This window comes from Methylibium sp. (assembly GCF_965279545.1).
Taxonomy (GTDB): domain Bacteria; phylum Pseudomonadota; class Gammaproteobacteria; order Burkholderiales; family Burkholderiaceae_C; genus Methylibium.
This window is the reverse complement of record NZ_OZ257250.1, coordinates 995,257-1,013,176: the sequence shown is the minus strand read 5'-3', so window position 1 is coordinate 1,013,176 and position 17,920 is coordinate 995,257. Positions and strand designations below refer to the sequence as shown.

At 69.7% G+C, this 17,920-nt stretch carries 16 protein-coding genes; 4 read left to right on the top strand and 12 right to left on the bottom strand.

The features are described 5' to 3' along the window. Positions 1-55: 55 nt before the first annotated feature. From ACQY9S_RS04705 to ACQY9S_RS04690, 4 genes are read left to right on the top strand one after another with little or no spacing between them, the layout of a single operon-like run. Positions 56-2,092: an alkaline phosphatase gene (locus tag ACQY9S_RS04705; protein ID WP_428423407.1), complete on the top strand. Its 2,037-nt coding sequence runs from the start codon at positions 56-58 to the stop codon at positions 2,090-2,092. 23 nt (positions 2,093-2,115) lie between these two features. Next, complete coding sequence (locus ACQY9S_RS04700) at positions 2,116-2,787, top strand: hypothetical protein (RefSeq protein WP_428423406.1); 672 nt, start codon at positions 2,116-2,118, stop codon at positions 2,785-2,787. Beyond that, positions 2,784-3,155 (top strand): hypothetical protein, encoded by a 372-nt coding sequence (locus ACQY9S_RS04695; RefSeq protein WP_428423405.1) that lies wholly within the window; start codon positions 2,784-2,786, stop codon positions 3,153-3,155. The genes ACQY9S_RS04700 and ACQY9S_RS04695 overlap by 4 nt, the downstream gene beginning before the upstream one ends. Positions 3,156-3,170: 15 nt before the next feature. Next, entirely contained in the window at positions 3,171-4,256 is a 1,086-nt protein-coding gene (locus ACQY9S_RS04690; RefSeq protein ID WP_428423404.1) for an acyltransferase family protein, read from the top strand. 39 nt (positions 4,257-4,295) lie between these two features. Here the strand turns inward: ACQY9S_RS04690 and ACQY9S_RS04685 are convergent, their stop codons facing one another. From ACQY9S_RS04685 to ACQY9S_RS04630, 12 genes are all read right to left on the bottom strand, one after another. After that, positions 4,296-4,505, bottom strand: a complete 210-nt coding sequence (locus ACQY9S_RS04685; protein WP_428423403.1) for a hypothetical protein — start codon at positions 4,503-4,505, stop codon at positions 4,296-4,298. 83 nt (positions 4,506-4,588) lie between these two features. Continuing rightward, positions 4,589-5,383: a class I SAM-dependent methyltransferase gene (locus ACQY9S_RS04680; RefSeq protein WP_428423402.1), complete on the bottom strand. Its 795-nt coding sequence runs from the start codon at positions 5,381-5,383 to the stop codon at positions 4,589-4,591. A gap of 164 nt (positions 5,384-5,547) precedes the next feature. Further along, positions 5,548-7,095: an SGNH/GDSL hydrolase family protein gene (locus tag ACQY9S_RS04675; RefSeq protein WP_428423401.1), complete on the bottom strand. Its 1,548-nt coding sequence runs from the start codon at positions 7,093-7,095 to the stop codon at positions 5,548-5,550. Further along, entirely contained in the window at positions 7,092-8,417 is a 1,326-nt protein-coding gene (locus ACQY9S_RS04670; protein WP_428423400.1) for an O-antigen ligase family protein, read from the bottom strand. The genes ACQY9S_RS04675 and ACQY9S_RS04670 overlap by 4 nt, the downstream gene beginning before the upstream one ends. A 27-nt stretch (positions 8,418-8,444) precedes the next feature. Next, a complete protein-coding gene (locus ACQY9S_RS04665) occupies positions 8,445-9,833 on the bottom strand; it encodes a lipopolysaccharide biosynthesis protein (protein ID WP_428423399.1) in 1,389 nt (462 codons plus the stop codon). Beyond that, a complete protein-coding gene (locus ACQY9S_RS04660; RefSeq protein WP_428423398.1) occupies positions 9,827-10,516 on the bottom strand; it encodes a lytic transglycosylase domain-containing protein in 690 nt (229 codons plus the stop codon). Before ACQY9S_RS04660 ends, ACQY9S_RS04665 begins: the two co-directional genes overlap by 7 nt. Positions 10,517-10,540: 24 nt before the next feature. After that, entirely contained in the window at positions 10,541-11,419 is an 879-nt protein-coding gene (locus ACQY9S_RS04655; RefSeq protein WP_428423397.1) for a P-loop NTPase, read from the bottom strand. A 19-nt stretch (positions 11,420-11,438) separates the two neighbouring features. Next, positions 11,439-13,220: a hypothetical protein gene (locus tag ACQY9S_RS04650; RefSeq protein WP_428423396.1), complete on the bottom strand. Its 1,782-nt coding sequence runs from the start codon at positions 13,218-13,220 to the stop codon at positions 11,439-11,441. Between the two features lie 36 nt (positions 13,221-13,256). After that, positions 13,257-14,516: a hypothetical protein gene (locus ACQY9S_RS04645; protein WP_428423395.1), complete on the bottom strand. Its 1,260-nt coding sequence runs from the start codon at positions 14,514-14,516 to the stop codon at positions 13,257-13,259. Positions 14,517-14,524: 8 nt separating this feature from the next. Then, positions 14,525-15,034 carry a polysaccharide biosynthesis/export family protein gene (locus ACQY9S_RS04640; protein WP_428423394.1) on the bottom strand — a complete coding sequence of 170 codons (510 nt, stop codon included), beginning with the start codon at positions 15,032-15,034 and terminating at the stop codon, positions 14,525-14,527. 590 nt (positions 15,035-15,624) lie between these two features. Continuing rightward, the gene (locus ACQY9S_RS04635; protein ID WP_428423393.1) at positions 15,625-16,302 is read right to left on the bottom strand and encodes a hypothetical protein; all 678 of its coding nucleotides are present in this window, start codon (positions 16,300-16,302) and stop codon (positions 15,625-15,627) included. Positions 16,303-16,344: 42 nt separating this feature from the next. Beyond that, complete coding sequence (locus ACQY9S_RS04630; RefSeq protein ID WP_428423392.1) at positions 16,345-17,889, bottom strand: putative porin; 1,545 nt, start codon at positions 17,887-17,889, stop codon at positions 16,345-16,347. Positions 17,890-17,920 lie beyond the last annotated feature (31 nt).

Here is a 17,920-nt window from a genome sequence, read left to right as displayed (position 1 = left end):
CAGGGCACCGAGTCCGACCGCCAACAACAACCCAACCTTCCCCTGGAGAGAGCCCATGCATTCCAAACGCTTCGCGCTTCGCTGCGCCCCGGTCGCCTTCGCGGCCGCCTTGCTCGCCGCTTCACTCGGTGCCGCGGCCGCCCCGGCCATCTCGCGCCTGACGCCGCCGAGCAATCCGGTCGTCGCCGGCGCCGCCACGCTGGCGCGCTTCCTGCCCGGGCAGAGGTTCGATCTGCAGGTGACCGCCCAGCCGGGCGGGGCCGGCAACACCATCACCCAGGTCGAGTTCAAGATCGACGGTGCATCGGTGGCCACCGTCAGCGCGACCGGCTCCAATGCGGCCAATACCAGCATCGTCACCACCGGCCTCGTCGCCGGCCTGGCCGCCAACAGCGCGGTTGTTTCGGTGCGCGGCTATTCGAACCTCACACCCGGTCTTCACACACTGACGGCGATCGCCAGCGAGAGCGACGGCTCGACCAGCACCAAGGCAGGCAACTTCGAGGTGGTGGGCATCACCGCCCAGGGCCGCACGGCCAAGAACGTCATCGTCATGCTGGGCGACGGCATGGGCGCGGCTCACCGCACCGCCGGCCGCATCATGGCCAAGGGCTACCTGCAGGGCAAGGCGCAAGGCCGTCTCGCGATGGACACCTTCCCGTTCACCGGCATGGTGATGACCTCGTCGCTCGATTCCATCGTCACGGACTCCGCCCCGGGCATGGCCAACTACGTCAACGGCAACAAGGCCAACAACAACCAGGAAGGCGTGTTCCCCGACGACACCACGGCGACCTTCGACAACCCGCGCGTCGAGTACCTGTCGGAGTTCCTGCACCGCGGCAAGGGCACGTCGCTGGGCATCGTGACCACGGCCGACGTGTTCGACGCCACGCCGGCCGCCAACGCGGTCCACACGTCCGCCCGCGGCAACGGCACCGGCATCGTCGACCAGTATCTCGACGACCGGGGCCTGACCGGCCTGTCGGTGCTGCTCGGCGGCGGGCGCAAGTGGTTCATCCCGAAGAACGCAGCCACCCCACCGTTCGCGACCCCGGTCGTGACAGGCAACGGCTCGGCTCGCGCGACCGCCTCCGACTACGTGCTCCCGAGCGACATCGTGGCCGGCTGGGGCGCCGCCCCGGGGGCGATCGACAACAACCGCGACCTCATCGCAGACTTCCAGGGGGCCGGCTTCACGTACGCGCCAGACAACGCCACGCTGCAGTCCAGCGCCGCCGGTGCGAACAAGCTCCTGGGCCTGTTCAGCATGTCCAACATGAACGTCTCGTTCGACAAGATCAACGGCCGGCGCGCCGCCAGCACCGTGGTCAACGACTACGGCTTCCCCGACCAGCCCATGCTCGACGAGATGACCGATGCGGCGCTCGGCGTGCTGTCCAAGAACCCGAACGGCTTCGTGCTGATGGTCGAAGGCGCCTCCATCGACAAGCAGGCGCACCTGATGGACTCCGACCGCTGGATCCTCGAGGTGCTGGAGTTCGACCGCGCCGTCAAGAAGGCGCAGGACTTCGCCGCCGCGAACCCGGACACGCTGGTCATCGTCACGGCCGACCACGAGTGCTCGGGCGCGGCCATCATCGGCGCCTCGCTGCTGACCAACGCCGCCCTGCAGGCCCAGACCACTGGCACGCACACCACCGCGACGCAGCGCGACAACGTGGTCGGCATCTACGAAGCGGCCAAGTTCCCGGCCTACTCGATTGCCGCCGACGGCTACCCGGTCACGACCGACGTCGACAACAAGATGCTGATCGGATACGGCGCCAACGCGGACCGCTACGAGACCTGGCTTGCCAATGCGCAGCCGACGCAGGACTCACAGCAGCCCTATGTCGGCCAGCCGCCGCTCAACGCCTACCCCAACCTGACCACCAACCCGGCCACAACGCGCAACAGCGCCACCGGCCTGTTGATCACGGGCCAGGTGAGCGGCACGCAGGCGGTGCACACCGCCACCGACATCCCGCTGTCGGCCTACGGGCGCGGCTCGTCGCTGTTCACCGGAGTGATGGACAACACCGACGTGTTCTTCAAGCTCGGACAGGCTGCGGTCGGCGGCGCGAAATAACCAGCACAGACGGAGTGAACGACATGACTCGACTTGCCATCGCCTCGCGGCACGCCCTCTGGGCGGCTGCGTTCTGCATCGCGGCAGCCGTCGCGCCGCAGGCCCGCGCCGACATCACCTACAGCTTCAACTTCGACGCCGTGGCGTCCGGCACGAACGCGAACCATGCCATCGGCGGGGCCTTCCCCGCGGTGAGCTTCGCCTACGGCCAGTACGTGCCGCGCCTGGACACCTTCGGCGACCCGATCCCCGGGAGCGACCACTGGGAGGCCTATGAAGCGCCGGACGACCGCGTGAACGTCGTCGACGCAGCGCCCTACGGCCGCGGCACCACCAACAAGCTCGACGGCCTGACCGGCCCGGTGCTGCTCAAGTTCTCGGCGCCCGTCACACTGTCGGCCTTCTCGATGAAGCTCGACGACAGCACGTTCGGCAACCTCGGAACGCAGTACCTGCTGTTCCTCGACGCCGCCGGCGACGTGCTCGGCCAGTACGGCTTCACGCAGTACGGACAGGCCGGCACGACGGTCAGCTACGCCGGTGTGATCGCCAATGCCAGCGCGGTGCTGCTGCCCAGCGGCAAGCTGTACGACGACCTGAGCGTCAGCGCCGTGCCGCTGCCCTTGCCGCTGGCGCTGTTCCCGGCCGGCGCGTTCATCTTCGGCGTCGTCTCGCGCCGCCGCAAGTCCGCTTGAACGCACGCCGTGCAGGAGGGCCGGCAGCCGCACGGCTGCCGGCCCTCCTGGCCGTCGGGCTGCTGGCCATGCCGGCGGCGCCGCACGCCGAGATCTACGTCTACGACGCCAGCGCGTCCGGGGTGCTCATCACCAACCGGCCACGCGAGCAGTGGGTGCCATCGAGCGTGCATCCCGAAGGCGGCAAATCCTTGCCCGCCGATGCGCGCGTGACGGTCGCGCCGCTGCCTGCGAGGGCGCGCGCTTCGAGCACCGCTCCCGCGGCGGTGAGTCAAGGCATGGCGGTGTCGGTGGTGCAGAGTGCGGGCAATGAGGAGGCCCGCGAAACCGAAACGCTCGCCCAGCGCGTCAGGCGGCGCGAAGACTGACCGGCGGCAACCACCATGTACGCGTCCGTCCAGACGGCTCGAAGCATCGCCATCCTGCTGGTGGTCCTGTTTCACTGCAGCGCGGTGTTCGCTCTGCCCAAATACTTCGGGATCGATCCTCTGCGCGGCTGTGCGTCGTTCGGTTATGCCGGCGTCGACTTGTTCTTCGTCATCAGCGGCTTCGTCATTGCGCATGCGCACGCAAGCGACTTCGGACAACCGGCACGCGCGCCGTCATACGCAATAAAGCGCGTGCTTCGCATCTATCCGATCTATTGGCTGGTACTGGCGTGCGTCGCGACTGCGCTCGTTGCCACCCACGCATTCGGAAGCGCCATGCCCCTGGATGCCGCCACGCTGGTCAAGACGGTGGCGCTCTTGCCTCAAGACCCGAACCATGTCGGAGGGACGGGAGCGCCGCTCCTCATCGTGGCGTGGACACTTCAGCACGAAGTCTTCTTTTACCTGGTGGTGCTGCTCTTCATCGTTTCCCGTCACCTCGGAGCCGTGACCCTCATGCTGATCAGCGGCTATGGCCTGAGTCATCCGCAAGATCACCTTGCCGCTTTCATGCTGGACCCGCTGAACCTCGAGTTTCTGATGGGCTTCGCCGTCTGGCATCTCGCAAGATCGGCGATCAGACCCGTTGCCTGCACCTTGCTGACGACGGGCGGCGTGATCGGCTTCGTCGTCGTCGCCGTCCTGGATGTGGGGGGCACCGGCTTGGGCGGCACCCCGTGCGAGCTCGGCTACGGCGTGAGTTCTGCCGTCGGCTTGCTGGGTGCAATCGCCATGGAGCGGCAAGGCTGGAGGCCGGCGTCGCGGATCTTCGACGAGGTCGGGGCCGCTTCGTATTCCATCTACCTGATTCACCTGCCGTTGATCAGCGTGATATGCAAACTGCTGAGCAAGGCTCGTACGCCCGATCCAGCGCTGCGAGGCCTGCTGTACTGCGTCGTCTTTTTGGGTGCCACCTGCTGCGCAATCGCGTTCTATCGTTATGTCGAGGCGCCTTTGCTGGCCTTCCTGCGCAGCCGGCTGACGACATCGAACGACCGATCCACCGCATGGCTGCGCGGCGCCGGCGTCAGGGCATCCTGATCGATCGCGCCGGGCACGCCGGCGCAGCCGGCCGTCCGCTCAGATCAGGCGCTTGAAAGTGAAATCGATCGTCAGGCCGCCGTCGGCCGGTGGCGACGCTTTTTCGCCGACGATTTCGAGACGCCCTTCTTTCGCGTAGCCGCGCATCTCGCGGGCGACCGAGTCGTAGACGAAGCGGTTCTCGAGCACCGTCCCGCCGCGCGGCAGGGATTGGAGCGTCCCGACGGGCGACTCCAGCAGCAGTTGCAAGGCAATTGATGGCATGGGGACCTCCGTCCGACAAACAAGGCGCAAGCATAGCGGATCGCTCGTTCGGACCCCCGGCCCGACCGCTAGCTGCCCGGCTCAGCGCGTTCGGCCACCGACCCGAAAATGACCAGCAAGTGATCGCCGAACATGCCTGCGCAGCCCAGCTGCGTCCACGGGCCGGCACGGCGTGTCACGGTGGGCAGGTGGCACCACAGCGTGCGTTCGGCCATGGACAGCACGACCTGCACGCCGAGCTTCAACCACTGCCCGCAGCGCGCCTGCCAGTGCACCGCAGCGCCAGCCGTGTGCCGCAGTGAATCCTGGTAGTCCAGCACGGCCAGCCCGCCTTGGCGCGCCGCGAATTCGCACCACGGTCGCGAGATGAAGCTGATGTGCTCGAAGTTGTGGCTGTAGTAATAGCCCGGACCGAGCAGGCGCCACGCGCGCGAGCTGGCGTCGCCGGTCGCGATGATCAACACACCTTGCGGCGTCAGGTGCTCCGACAACTGCCGCACGAAAGCCAGCGGATCCGGCACATGCTCGATCACGTCGATCGCGGTGATGGCATCGAAGCGCCCGGCCGTGGCTTCCAGATCGCCGAACGACGCGCCGAGAATGCGCACGCCATGGCCTTGCGCCTCGCTGCGCGCGTCCACCGACGGTTCGATGCCGAACTTGTCGAAGGCGTCGCCGAGCGACCCCAGCAGCGAGCCCTGGAAGCAGCCGATGTCGAGCACCCGCCCGCCCGCGGGGAAACGCGCGCGGATCAGATCGGCAACGCGCCGCTGGTCCGGCCGCAGTTCGGGGCTGGACCAGCGCCCTGCAACGCCGGCATAGAGCGCGCCGTACTCCTGCGGCGCCAGGATCGGATGGCGCATGCGAAGTTCGCAGCGCTTGCAACGGTACAGCCAGCCCCCGGATCGCGGTGGGATCAGCGCCGTGCCGGCAAACGACCGGCCGCGCGGCAACCGCCCGATGGACACCAGACCCGCGCTGCCGCACGAACGGCAACGCAATGCATCAGCGTGTGCAGGCATGGCCGCTACCAGCCCATGTCCCGGATCCGCTGGGCAACTTCTCTCGCCACGATGCCGTAGCCGGCGTCGTTCAAGTGAATGGGATCGTTGGGCGCGCGCAGCGAGGCGGGCACCGTGTCGCCGTTGTGGTCCAGCACGTCCTGGGGACTGTCGGCGTTGTAGTCGTTGACCAAGGGCGTTCGCACGTCGACATACCGAGTGCCGTACACGCTTGCAAGCTGTGCGTTGGTGACCGTGACGACCGCGTTGTAGCCAGGGGTTCCCGTCGTTTCACCGGCACCGTTGGGCACCGAGACCACCAGGTAGCGGCTGTGCGGCATGGCCGCGACGAAGCGCGCGATGTTGTCGACGGTCTGCTGATCCGGGTTGTTGCGGCCCATCCACAGCACCTGGATGCGCTGGTCGTTGGCGATGGTCGACGTCTGTGTGAGCTCGCTCTGCGCGGGGCAGGAAACGGCAGGCCCGGCAGTGGTGCGCGAGAAGGTGTAGCGGTTCACGTCGTTGGGCGTCCCGCTGTCCCGCGTGACGGTGCCGTCGACACCGCAGAGCGAGCCTCGGACCGGATTGCCGCCCTGCGCCGTCAGCGGGTTGCCCGACTGCTGAAGAACCGCCACGCTGCCGCTGGCCGGAATGCTGTCGCCGGCCAGCGTCAGCAGGAAGGGCAGCACGCCGGCGCGCAGCCCGATCTCCACCGAGGTCTGGCCGCCCACGCCGTAGTTCGAAAAGCTGCGCTGCAGCGACTGCGCGACGAGGTAGGGAAAGGTGTGGGTCGGATAGGCCGTCGAGCCGGCACCCGCGGTGAGCGAATCGCCCCAGAACGTGATGTTCTGGGGCAGCGATTCACCCGCCGCGGTGGCCGCGTCGATGGCGTTCGCGGCCGCGTCGCGTGCCGCCTGGGCTGCTGCCGATGCGGCGTCGGCGACGGCAGCGGGGCTCGATACCGCGGCGGCGCTCGCTGCCGCCGCCGCGCTCACCGCGCCGCGCGCCGCGGCCGACGCCGCATCGGCTGCGGCCAGTGCGCTGTCGGCCGCGGCGCTCTGCGTGCTGCGCGCGCCGTCTCGCTGGGCCAGGCGGTCGATCGCGCCACGCGCTGCGTCCACGGCCTGGCGTGCCGCGCCTGCCGCCGCCTCGGCGGCCCTCGAGGCGGCCGAGGCGGCGAAGTTCAATGCCTCGGTCACCGCCTCGATGGCAGACACGCTCGAGCCCGTCTGCGCCAGCGCTTGCAGGCCCCAGCCCGTGGACTGCGCGACCTGCGTCGCGACCGAAGCGGTTGCCGTGCCGGCCTGTGCCGCAGCCGCCGAGGTTCGGGTCGCCGCGTCGTACACGGCGGCGGGCGTGGCGGCCGCCGTGGCATCGGCGGCGGCACTGCCGGCCGCACTGGCGGCGGCGCTGGCCTCGCTCGCTCCTTGCGTCGCCAGTGCGGCCGCCAACGCGGTCGCGCGGACCTGTTCGGAGTACACCTCGGGCGCCGCCCCCGACGAACCACCGCCGCCGCAAGCGCCGAGAACACTCAAAGCACACACGGCCATGCCGACCCAGGACAACTGCTTCAAGATTTTCCCCCGATGAATGGCGACGGACGACGCAGCACCGGCCGACCGGGTGTGCCGGCCTGCCCCGCTCCACGCGGCACCCGCCGCGGGCGATCGAATTCCCCGGCCAGGATCAGCAGCGTTCCCGCCGTCAATGCAATGCGCAGCCGGTGTTCCCCCAGGAACGGGCTCATGAACAGATGCCAGGCACCGGTCAGGCTCATGTAGACGAGCAGGCCCGACAGGCCATCGACGGCGCGGCGCAACAGCACGAAGCCGAGCTGCCGGTACAGCGCATGACCCAGCGCCAGGAAGAACACCGCGCCCAGCAGTCCGCCCTCGTACCAGGATTGCAGGATCTGCGAGTGCGGGCTGAAGCCACGGCCACGGATCGGTGCCGCGGCGGCGTTGCCCAGCTCGCGCAGCATGATGTCTTCCTGCTCCCGCGAGATTTCCTTGTTGTCGCTCCACGAGCCGTAGCCGATGAGCGGCGATTCGGCGATGGCCTTGAGCCCGAGCGTGAAGCTGAGGTAGCGCCCGAGGCTGGAGTGGTCTCGCCGGTGGCCGAACTCGTCCTGCGTCAGCGCGAAGCCCACCGCCACCGCCAGGGCGCCCAGCGAGAGCGGCAAGGCCACGCGCCGCAGCGTCGAGCCCCAGGCGGAGAACCCCGGCCGGCCCGTGTTGGCCCACAGCAAGGCCGCCACGACCAGCGTGATCACCGGCTCGGCCCGCGCGTCGAAGACGATGCCCACCGCCGAGACGCCGAGCAGCCCCGCGACCAGCAGCGGCTTGGACAGCAAGTACCCCGCGCACAACACCAGCAGCGTCACGGGCGTGGCATAGCCGATCTTCCAGTGGCTGAGCGGCGTGGCCTCGACGAAGACCAGGTAGAACAGGCCGCCCACCCCCATGCCGAGCGAGAGCCACCACAGGTTGCGCCTGTCGCTGGCCACCAGCACCATCACGCAGACCATGTCGCTGATGAGCATCGCGATGCGGCCCCAGCCGCGCAGGTACTGGTTCTCGGCCGTGCCGCGGATGGTGTCCGTCAGCATGTAGCCGCACAGCATGATGACGGCGGAGCCGAGCAGGGCCCAGAACATGGGGCGCCCGAAGGCCTGCGTGCCGCGGGCGGCCATCAGCGCCACCAGGGCCACGGGAATCAGCAGCACCTCGGTGAGAAACAACTGGCCGATGACGTCGGCCGAGAACTCGGCGAAGAAGCCCGCTGCCAGCGCCAACAGGCCGATCCCGGTGAGCTCGATGCCCGCCGGCCGTGCCGGCCCGAAGCGCGGTGCCGGGCGCGGCTCGCCGGCATGGGCGCGAGGCGCAGAGGTTCGCAAGGCAGCCGTGCGCATCGAGGCCCCGGCTCAGGCGAGCGCCGCGCGCGGCGCGATCGGGCCCAGCACCTGCTGCCGGAACACGAACATGTACGGCAGCACCACGATCACGAGGAAGGCCGCCACCGAAGCCAGCGGCACGCCGCTGACGCCCCACCGCGCCACGGCCGCGAACTTCAGCGGCACGAGCACGGCCACCAGCGCCGACATGACCACGATCTGCGCGCGGATGACCGAAGTGCCGTTGAGGTACATCGCGAACGCATTGCTGGTCGCATCGATCACCACCCACACGGCCATGCCGAGCACCAGCGCCACGGGGGGGTCGACCTGCTGGTGCGTCCAGTGCCTGATCAGCGGCTCATGGAAGGCGAGCAGCAGCGCGCTGCCGGCGGCGGCGAGTGCGCACGAGCCGAACACCGAGCGCCGCAGCGTGCGACGGATGAAGCGGGTGTCGCCCTGGGCCATCGCGTCGGCATAGGCCGGCCACAACGGCGCGTTGAGCACCGCCAGCGGCTGGTACACCAGCTGGAACAGGCGTTGCGTCACGGCGAAGGTCGCCACGCTCGCCGGCCCCAGCGTCAGCGAGAGGATGGCGTTGTCCATGCCGCCCATCACGGCCACGGCCGCCTGCAGCACGAAGAAGAGTCCGCCCCGCTTCGCCAGGCGCAGCGCCAGCGGCCTGGCCTCTTCCCAGGCGGGCCGGGCCATGCCGGCGAGATGCGGCCGCAGCACCAGCAGCAGGGCGAGCGATCCGACGACGGGGATGCCGTAGCTCGCCAGCAGCAAGACGGGAATCGATGCCTGCAGCAAGGCGGCCAGCACCAGCGCGCCGAGTGCCAGCACCGCAGCGACGCCGTTGACCGCGTGCACCCAGTAGGGCTGCTGCATGCCGGTGACGATCTTCTGCAGGCCCTGCAAGGGCATGCTCAGGCCGAAGAGAACCGCGAAGGTGACGGCCGTGTCGCGGATCTCGGGGTGGAGCGCCGCGCCGGCGCCGGCGAACAGCGCCGAGGGCGGCACGAGCCAGGCCAGGCACAGCAGCGACAGTGCGGCGCCGAGACCGATCAATCCCAGCACGGCCAGCCCGGTGACGACCAGCGCCTGCAAGCCGCGGCGGTCGTTCGCCGCGCTGGCGCGGGCGGCCTCGTTGACCAGGCTGTTGCCCACGCCCAGGTCGAGGAGCGACAGCAGGCTCGCCAGGCTGGCGATCGTCATCCAGACGCCGAAGCGCTCGGGCCCGAGGTAGGCGATGGTCAGCGGCACGCTGACGAACAGCGAGACCAGCGAGACGCCCTTGCTGGCGAAGTTCGCGAGCACCGACCACAGCAGCATCCGGCGCCGGCCCGGCCCTCGCCCGCTGTCCGTGGCGGCCGGGTCTCCGGCGGGCCGCGGCGCGGCGCCCAGCGGCATCACCATGGCGCCGCCCCGGTGTCGCGCTGCGCCTTGCGCAGCGATTCATAGCGCGCCAGCACGGCCGGCACATAGGCACGCGTTTCGGCGAACGGCGGCACCTGCAGCCCATGGCGCAGCACCGCCCCCTCGCCCGCGTTGTAGGCGGCCAGGGCCAGCGACTTGTCGTCGTTGAAGCGGTCGAGCAGCGCACGCAGGTGGCGCGTGCCGACCAGGATGTTCTGCTGCGGGTCGAACAGATCGGCCGCGCCGTACTGCCGGGCCGTGCCGGGCAGCACCTGCATCAGGCCGCGCGCGCCCCGCGACGAGACCGCGCGCGCCGCATAGCCGGACTCGACGCCGATCACCGCATGAATCAGCGCTGCATCGACGCGGTGAAGCCGCGCTGCTTCGCGCACGAACTGCGCGACCGACGCCACGGCGGGCGGCGCAGCAGCCATCGCAGGAGCAGGCTCGCCGCGGCTCGCTGCGGCCTGCGGCACGACCACCTCGCAGGCCCGCCCCACGGGCCGGTCGGTGATGTAGAGGACGGCGCACTCGTCGAAGGCGCCGGCGCTGCGCGCTGCCTCCTGCGCCGGGGCGGGCGCCGCCAGCAGACCGCAGGCCCCCAGCACGCCCGCCAGGCGCCACCGGCCCCTGCGGCGCCCCGCACGCAGGCGGGCCGCCGGGAGCGCAGGCGAAAGCTTCATCATCGGTGCCCGGGGCAGGCGTGCTCAGGCCGCCGCCGGCGCGGAACGCCTGAACCACCGGCGATGCCACGGCGCTCGGCGCGTGCCCTGCGCCTCCTCGTCCTTTTCACGCCCCTTGCTCAACACGCTGCCGACCAGGTTGAACGGCGCGAGCAGCTCGGCTGCGTGCTCGATGTCGTCCAGTGCGGTCTTGTGTTCCTCGAGCACGAGCAGCGTGGTGTCCACGCACGGCAGGAAGGCCAGCGCGTCGGCGGTGTCCAGCAGCGGCGGCAGGTCGACGATGATGTAGCGGTCCTTGTAGCGCTGCTTCATGTCCTGGATCAGGTGCTGCGCGGCCCTGGTCGCGACCAGCTCGGCCGAGTGCAGCACCGAGCGGCCGGCGGGCAGCAGCACGAGGCGGTTCACGCCGGGGTTGACGAGCAGCTCCGGAATCGGCGCGCCGTGCAACAGGTGGTCGCTGAGACCCGGCGTGCCTTCCAGGCCGAACAGGGTCTGCAGCCCGTTGCCGGTGAGATCGGCATCGACCAGCAGCACCGCCGAGTCGTAGTCGGCGGCGATCGCCATCGCCAGGTTCACCGCGGTCAGCGATTTGCCTTCGATGGCCCGCGGGCTGGTGACCGCCAGCAAGGTGTGGCCCTCGGCGCGCAGGCGCTGCAGCACCTGGTTGCGCAGCATCTTGAAGGCTTCCGACAGCTCCGAGCGGTCGCGACGCACCACGCCCGGGTGCCGCTGCAGACGGATCAGCGCATCGGCAACGACCTGCGTGGTCGAGTATTCGATGTGCAGGGGCTGGAGGCGGCCGTCGGCCTCTTCGCGCACGCCGCCGGGTTTGAGCTCGTGCACCTTGGCGGCGCCGGCCGGGTTCGCGTCGCTCATGCGGTCGCTTTCGTCGAGGGGGTTCATGGGAAGCGGCACGCGCGCGTCACAGCGCCATGCGCCGCAGCAGGCCGTACCAGGCGACGTCGAGCGGCATGAAGAAGAAGTGCATCGCCGCCAGCAGCGCCAGGCCCGCAGCGACGCCGCCGAGCAGCACGAGCTTGCGCCGCGCCGCGCGACGCCGCATCGCGCCCGGGCTGGCCAGCGCCGGAATGACGGCCAGCACCGGCACGCGCAGCATGCGCATCAGCTCCTTGGGGCCGTGCACCGTGCGGTCCATGGCTTCGCTCAGCGCCGCCGCAGCGACACCGCCGACCAGCGCCACCACCAGGCCGAGCAGCGCGATGGCCAGCCGGTTGGGCCGGTAGGGCTTCTCGGGGTAGATGGGCGGGTCGATGAGCGTGAAGCGCTCGGCCTTGCGGCCGCGTTCGAGCTGCTCGGCGACCTCGGCCTGCATCTGCTTCTCGCGCAGCTCGCGAAAGCGCATGCGCGAACTCTCCTGGTCGCGCGTGAGTTCCAGGTACTCGCGCTCGACCTCGGGCGTCTGCATCATCCGCACTTCGAGCTGGCCGAGCTTGTCGCGCAACTCCTCGCGCAGGCCCTTCATCGACTGGATCTCCGATCGCGTCGACTCGACCTGCGTCTTCAACGTGATGTACATCGGGTTGTCCGGCTTGCGGGGCCCTTCGCCGGACGGATTGGCGGTGTCGACGATCTGCCGCGCGGCGGCCACCGCCCGCTTGAGCTTTTGCACATCGGGGTGGTTGTCCGAGTACTTCTGGCGCAGCACCGCGAGCTGCGCTTCGAGTTCCGCCATGCGCGCTTCGCGGTCGTAGGCGTCGTTCGCGACACCCGTCTGCGTCTTGAGGCTCGCGATCTCGCGGCGCATGCGCTTGATGTCCGGATGCTCCTCGCTGTAGACGCCCACCATCCCGGCGAGCTGCGCCTGCAGCGACTTGAGCCGGTCCTCCGGCTCCAGCACCACGCGCTCGCCGGTGCTCGCCAGGATCGGGTTGGCCGGCTTGACCTGGGCCAGCTGGCCCTCGAGCATGATCTTGCGTTCCTCCAGCATCATGATGTCGCGCTCGATGCGCATCAGCTCCCCCTCGGCGCGCTCGCTGCTTTGCTGGTTGACCACCGCGAGTTCGGGCAGGCGGCCCTGGTTGCGGCGCTTGAAGGCCGAGAGCTTCTCCTCCACCTCGGAGATGTGCCTGTTCAGCCGCACCAACTCTTCCTGCAGGAACGACGACGTTTCCGCGGCCTTCTGCTGGCGGTTCTTGACGTTCTCGTTGAGGAACAGCGTGGTCAGCTCGTTGGCGATCTTCTGCGCGCTGCCCGCCAGTTCGCTGTCGTAGGACAGCGTGAAGGCGATGGTCGACTTGACCTGCGAGCCGGTGCGCCGGTCGGTCACGTCGGTGCTGATCGGCGTGAGCTTGATGTCGCGGCGCATGCGGTCGAGGATCTCCTCGCTGGTCTCGCGCTGCCGCGTCTTGCCGTAGAGGTCGTACTTGCCCACCAGGTCGAGCAGCACGGCGCGCGTCATGACCTGCTGGCTGATGACCTGGATGCGCTCGTCGGCGAAGCTGGTCACGGTCGAGCGCACGAGTTCCTGCGGGATTTCCTGCTCCTGGATCAGGATGGTCGCGGTCGAGCGGTACACCGGCGGCAGCGCCAGCGCGACGACCACGCCGACGACGAACAGCGCGCCGGCCACCGGCAGCATCAGCGGGCTGCGGCGGCGAAGGATCGCCAGGTAGTCGGCGAAGGTCTTGCCCTGGCCGTGGAGCAGCTCGCCGGGGTGGTGCAGATCCTGCGGGACGGCGGACATGGTGGGGCTTCCCTCGGTGCGGTATCGGCCGGTCTCTCAGCGCGACGCCGAGAAGCGGGGCCAGTCGTACTTCAACGACGCATAGATCAGGTTCGAGTGCGCGCTGGAGCCGCTCAGGCGTTCCAGCGAGCGCACGGCACGCCAGCCGGCCTCGACGCTGAGGTCGAGATCCAGCGCCTTCGAGACGGCCACGCCCAGGCTGCGGTAGCTGGGCCGGCTGGCGATGCCCGCGCCGAGGTAGCGCGAGCGGGAGTCCACCGCGTCGAGCTTGCCGGTGACGGTCGGCGACAGCCGGCGGTTCAGCGTGGCGGAGAACGACTGCGTCTCGAGCAACACGCTCGCGCCGCTGGGCTGCAGCTGGAGCGACAGGCGCACTTCGGCGTCGGTGACTTCGTCGCTGCGGTACTGCCAGGCGGCGCTGTACTGGCCGCCGCGGCTGCTCGACACGACATCCTGCGTGGCACGCGCGTACTCGACCAGTCCGAACTCGCACAGCACCGACGGCGCCGGGCACACCAGCGGTCGGTCCGCGCTGCGGTTGAAGTACAGGCCGTAGTCGACCGACGCGCTCATGCGCTCGGACAGCGTGTGCGACCAGCCGACCAGGAAGTCGTCGGCCTCGGAGTGCGTGCCGGCCGCAGCAGCCCGGTAGTCCGAGTGGCTGAAACGTACGCTCAGGCGGTCCAGCTCCGACACCAGGTACTCCAGGCTGCCCGAGAGCACCGCGTAGCGGTAGTCGGTGCCGCCGCTTTGCTGGCGCTCGTAGCTCACGTCGGCCAGCGAGGCCTGGGCATCGAAGCGCAGCCGCTCGGTCAGTGCGCGCGACCAGCCTGCGGAGGCGCTCGCGCTGCTGCGCTGCCCGCGGGCCAGCACGACGCCGGTGGTGGTCAGCTCGGAGTCGAAGGTCGAGTCGCGCAGGTAGCGCAAGTCGACGTTGTAGCTGTCGACCAGGTTCGTGATCGACTGGCTCAGGCCGAGGTTGCCGTCCACGCGGTTCTGGCCCGACTCGCCGCTCACCACGTAGCCGGTGACGCCGGCATCGATGCGCGTGGCCGAGCTCTCGGCGCGGCGCGATGCCGTGAGCGCGCTGCCGAGCGACAGCACGTCCACCCGGCCTTTCGGGGTGGCGCTCAGGCGGTAGTTGTCGTTCGATTCGAGCCGCGTCTGCACCGTGTTCTCCAACGACCATTCCTCACTGCGCGCCGCCGGCACGACCAGCACCGACGCCGCCGCGAACCAAAAGCCGAGCGTCGATGCCGCAAACCGCCGCCAGGTCGCCGTGGCGGTACCGGCCACCGACCGCCTCACGGCACCAGCAGGACGTCCCCGCTCTTCAGGGTGATGTTCTGGGACAGGTCGGTGCCCTTGCGCACCCGGGAATATTCGAAGGGAACGGACACCGGCTTGCCGTCGACCTTGCGGATGATGCGAATGCCGTCTTCCGAGGCGAACGGCGTCATGCCGCCGGCCATGCTGAGCGCCTGCAACACGTCCACCGTGCGGCCGACGGTGAAGTCGCCGGGCTTGTTGACACGTCCGAGCACGAAGATCCGGTAGCTCGCGACCTTGATGACGGAGACGGTCACCACCGGCTCGGGGATGAATTTCTCCAGCCGCAGCACCAGTTCGTCGCGCACCTGGGCCGCGGTCTTGCCGGCCACGTGCATGTCGCCGGCCAGCGGGAACGAGATGCCACCGTCCGGGCGCACCAGCACGTCCTTGCGCAGGGCTTCGTCCTTCCACACCGAGATGTCCAGCGCGTCCTCGGGGCCGATCTCGTAGCCCGCGTCGGCGGCGGACGGCACGATGGGCACGGGCACCGGCGCGGAAGCCGCTCCGGACGCGGGTGCGGCGACCGGCGGCGTCACCGACACAGCCGACGCGCCGGGCGGCCGTGCAGGTGCAGGTGCAGGTGCAGGTGCAGGTGCAGGTGCAGGTGCAGGTGCAGGTGCAGGTGCAGGTGCAGGTGCAGGTGCAGGTGCAGGTGCAGGTGCAGGTGCGGCGGCGACCTTGGGTGCGGACACCGGTGCGGCCGGCGGCTGGCGCATCGGCTCGGCGACGGCCGGCTTCGTCGTTGCGAGCACCGGTGCCTTCGATCCCGGCACCGGAGGCGGGTCTCCCCATGCAGGCGCCGCTCCCGACCTGGATGTTCCGGCAGGAACCGGCCGGGGGGCCGCCGAGGTCGGGGGCGTCTGGCGTGGTGCCGGCGCCGCTTCGCTCCACGCCGACGTCGAAGGCCAGGCAGCCCGGGGCGCCGCCTCGGTGGCCGGGTTGCCGGCGTCCGCTGGTGCGAGGCTGCCGCAGGCGGCGAGCCACGCCGCCGCCAGCAGCGGGACCAGGCGCATGCCGCGTGAATAGCATCCTGCGGCAGGCACCGGCAACTCGAGAGGCATGTCGCTCGGCTTCACTGGTTCGGGCTCGCATCGAAACGTTCGGTGTCCACCTTGTCGCGGTAGTCCTGAACGAGGTTGAACATCTCGACGTCGCTCAAGCCGAGCAGCGGGTCCTGCTGCTTCAAGGCCTCGACCACGCCCTTGCGGCGATAGCGCTCGATCAACTCGCTGCCCAGGCGCGCCAGCCGCTGGTTCTTGGCCGAGCACTCGGCCAGCGACTTCTGCCGCTCGTCGCTGCGTGCCTGCAGCTGCGAATGCTCGGTCGCATGCGATTTCGCCAACTCCGCCAGCGCGCGGTCCTTGGCAGCCAGCGCCTCGTCGCTGCTGCGCTGCTGTTCGGCCAGCCTGGCCTGCAGCTGCGCGAGCGTGGCCGCCAGCTCGGCACGCGACGCCTCGCCCGCCCTGGCACTGTCGAGGGCCTTGCGCTGCGCGCCTTGCGCACGGGACAACTCCTGGGCCTGGCCTGCGAGCTGCTTTTCGGCGGCGGCCTTGTCGGCCTCGATCCTGGCCTTCGCCGCCTGGGCTTCCTGCAATTGCTGTTGCAGCGATTGCAGCTGCAGTTGCTGGCGCCGCGCGGCGCGTTCGGCATTCTTGTCCTGAGCCTGGGCCGAGGCCGCCGCACCGAGGCCGATGGCCGCGGCGAGGCACAGCGCGCCGAGGTGGACGATGGGTCTGCGCGAGAGGTTCATGAGGGAGCGTGTACCGGTCAGGGGCGCTGGACGGGCCGGGCCTCAGAAGCGCAGGGTGAGGTCGAACTGCAGCGAGTCCACCGACAGCGGCGGGCCGCTGATCGTGTCGGCGCTGAGGAACCGTAGGTTCGCCGCGACGTTCTTCCCCAGGCCGTAGCTGCCCCCGATGACGAAGCCCTTGGCGTCGGTGCCGCCGAGCCGGAAATCGCTGTCGGTGAAGGCATCGAGCACGGCGTCTCGCTCCAGGCGCTTGTAGGCCGCAAAGACCTGCCAGTCCCTGGCCTGCTTCACGTCGGCGTCGCCGAACGCGACGCGCACCTGGTAGGCGGTGACCATCGGTTCCACGTCGCTGCCCACGCGGGCGGCAACCGCGCTGCGGTCAAAACCGAAGTTGCGCGCGAAGTCGCCGGTCAGCAGGACATGCTTGCCGGCAACGGCCGGAATGTCGAAGCTGCCGGTCAGGTTCAGGATCCTGTAGTCGGACGCCAGGCCGAGCAGCGGCCGGGCCGCGTCCGAAGAGATGTTGAAGTAGGTGTTGCCCTTTTGCGCGAAGGCCGGCGCCGTGTACTCGTTCAGGCTCGACGACGGCGGGCTCGGCTGGCCGACGATGTTGGAGTAGCTGTAGACACCCAGGCCCAGCTTGCCGCTGATGCCGCCCCACAGGTTCGCCAGGTCGGCGCCGGCCTGGGCGCCGAACAGCCACTTGTCGCCGGCCAGTTCCACTTCCTGGATCGGCAGCGCAGCCAGCGTGAGGAAGCCGCTCAGGCTGTCGTTGATCTTGGGCGTCCATTGCGCGGCGACGCCATCGAAGCTCAGGTCGTTGGCCCAGACCAGGTCGGTTCCGAACCAGGGGTTGCCGAAGCGCCCGGCCACCACATTGAACGCGTCGCCGTGGCGGTACCTCACGTAGGCGCGGTCGAAGGCGGCGACGAAGCGGTTGTCGTAGTTGCCCAGGGTCTGGTTCGAGGAGACGGGGTCGGTCAGGCTGCCGGTCGTGAGACGCACGCCGCCGGACCAGTGCTCGTCGACCGCCGCGGTCACGCCCATGCGCGCCCGCACCCGCATCCGCTGCCGGTCTTCGGTGGTGTTCGCCAGCACCACCGAGCGGCTGCTGTTGGTGGCCGCGATGTTCACCGCCGGGGCATTGCTGGCCGCGAAGCTGTCGCCCTGCAGACGCAGGCGCAGGTCGCCTTCCCAGCGCAGCCCGCGCACCCAGTCCGGCACCGCGCCGGGGCCGGCCCAACCCTCGCTTTGCGCCTGGGCCACGAGTTCCTGGCGCAGCTCGTCCTTGATCTCCTTGCGCACGAACTCCGGCACATAGGGCACACGCACGGCCGGGGGCGAGCCCGCGGGCCGGGCACGCTCGGTGCCACTGGCCGGCGCAGCCTTCTGCGCCTCCGCAAGCAGCTTGTCGGCCTTGTCGCGCGTGAGCACGCCCTGCTCGACCAGCAGGTCGATGAGCTTGATCGTCGTCGCGCGCACCTGCTCGATGTCGGCCGGTTCGGCGGCAGGTGACTGGGTGGCGGCAAGCGACAGCAGCAGACCGGCCAGCAGGCCGGCGGTCGATCGGATCGGATGGGTCTTCATGCGGACGTTCGAAGTGGAATGCGGCGGCAAG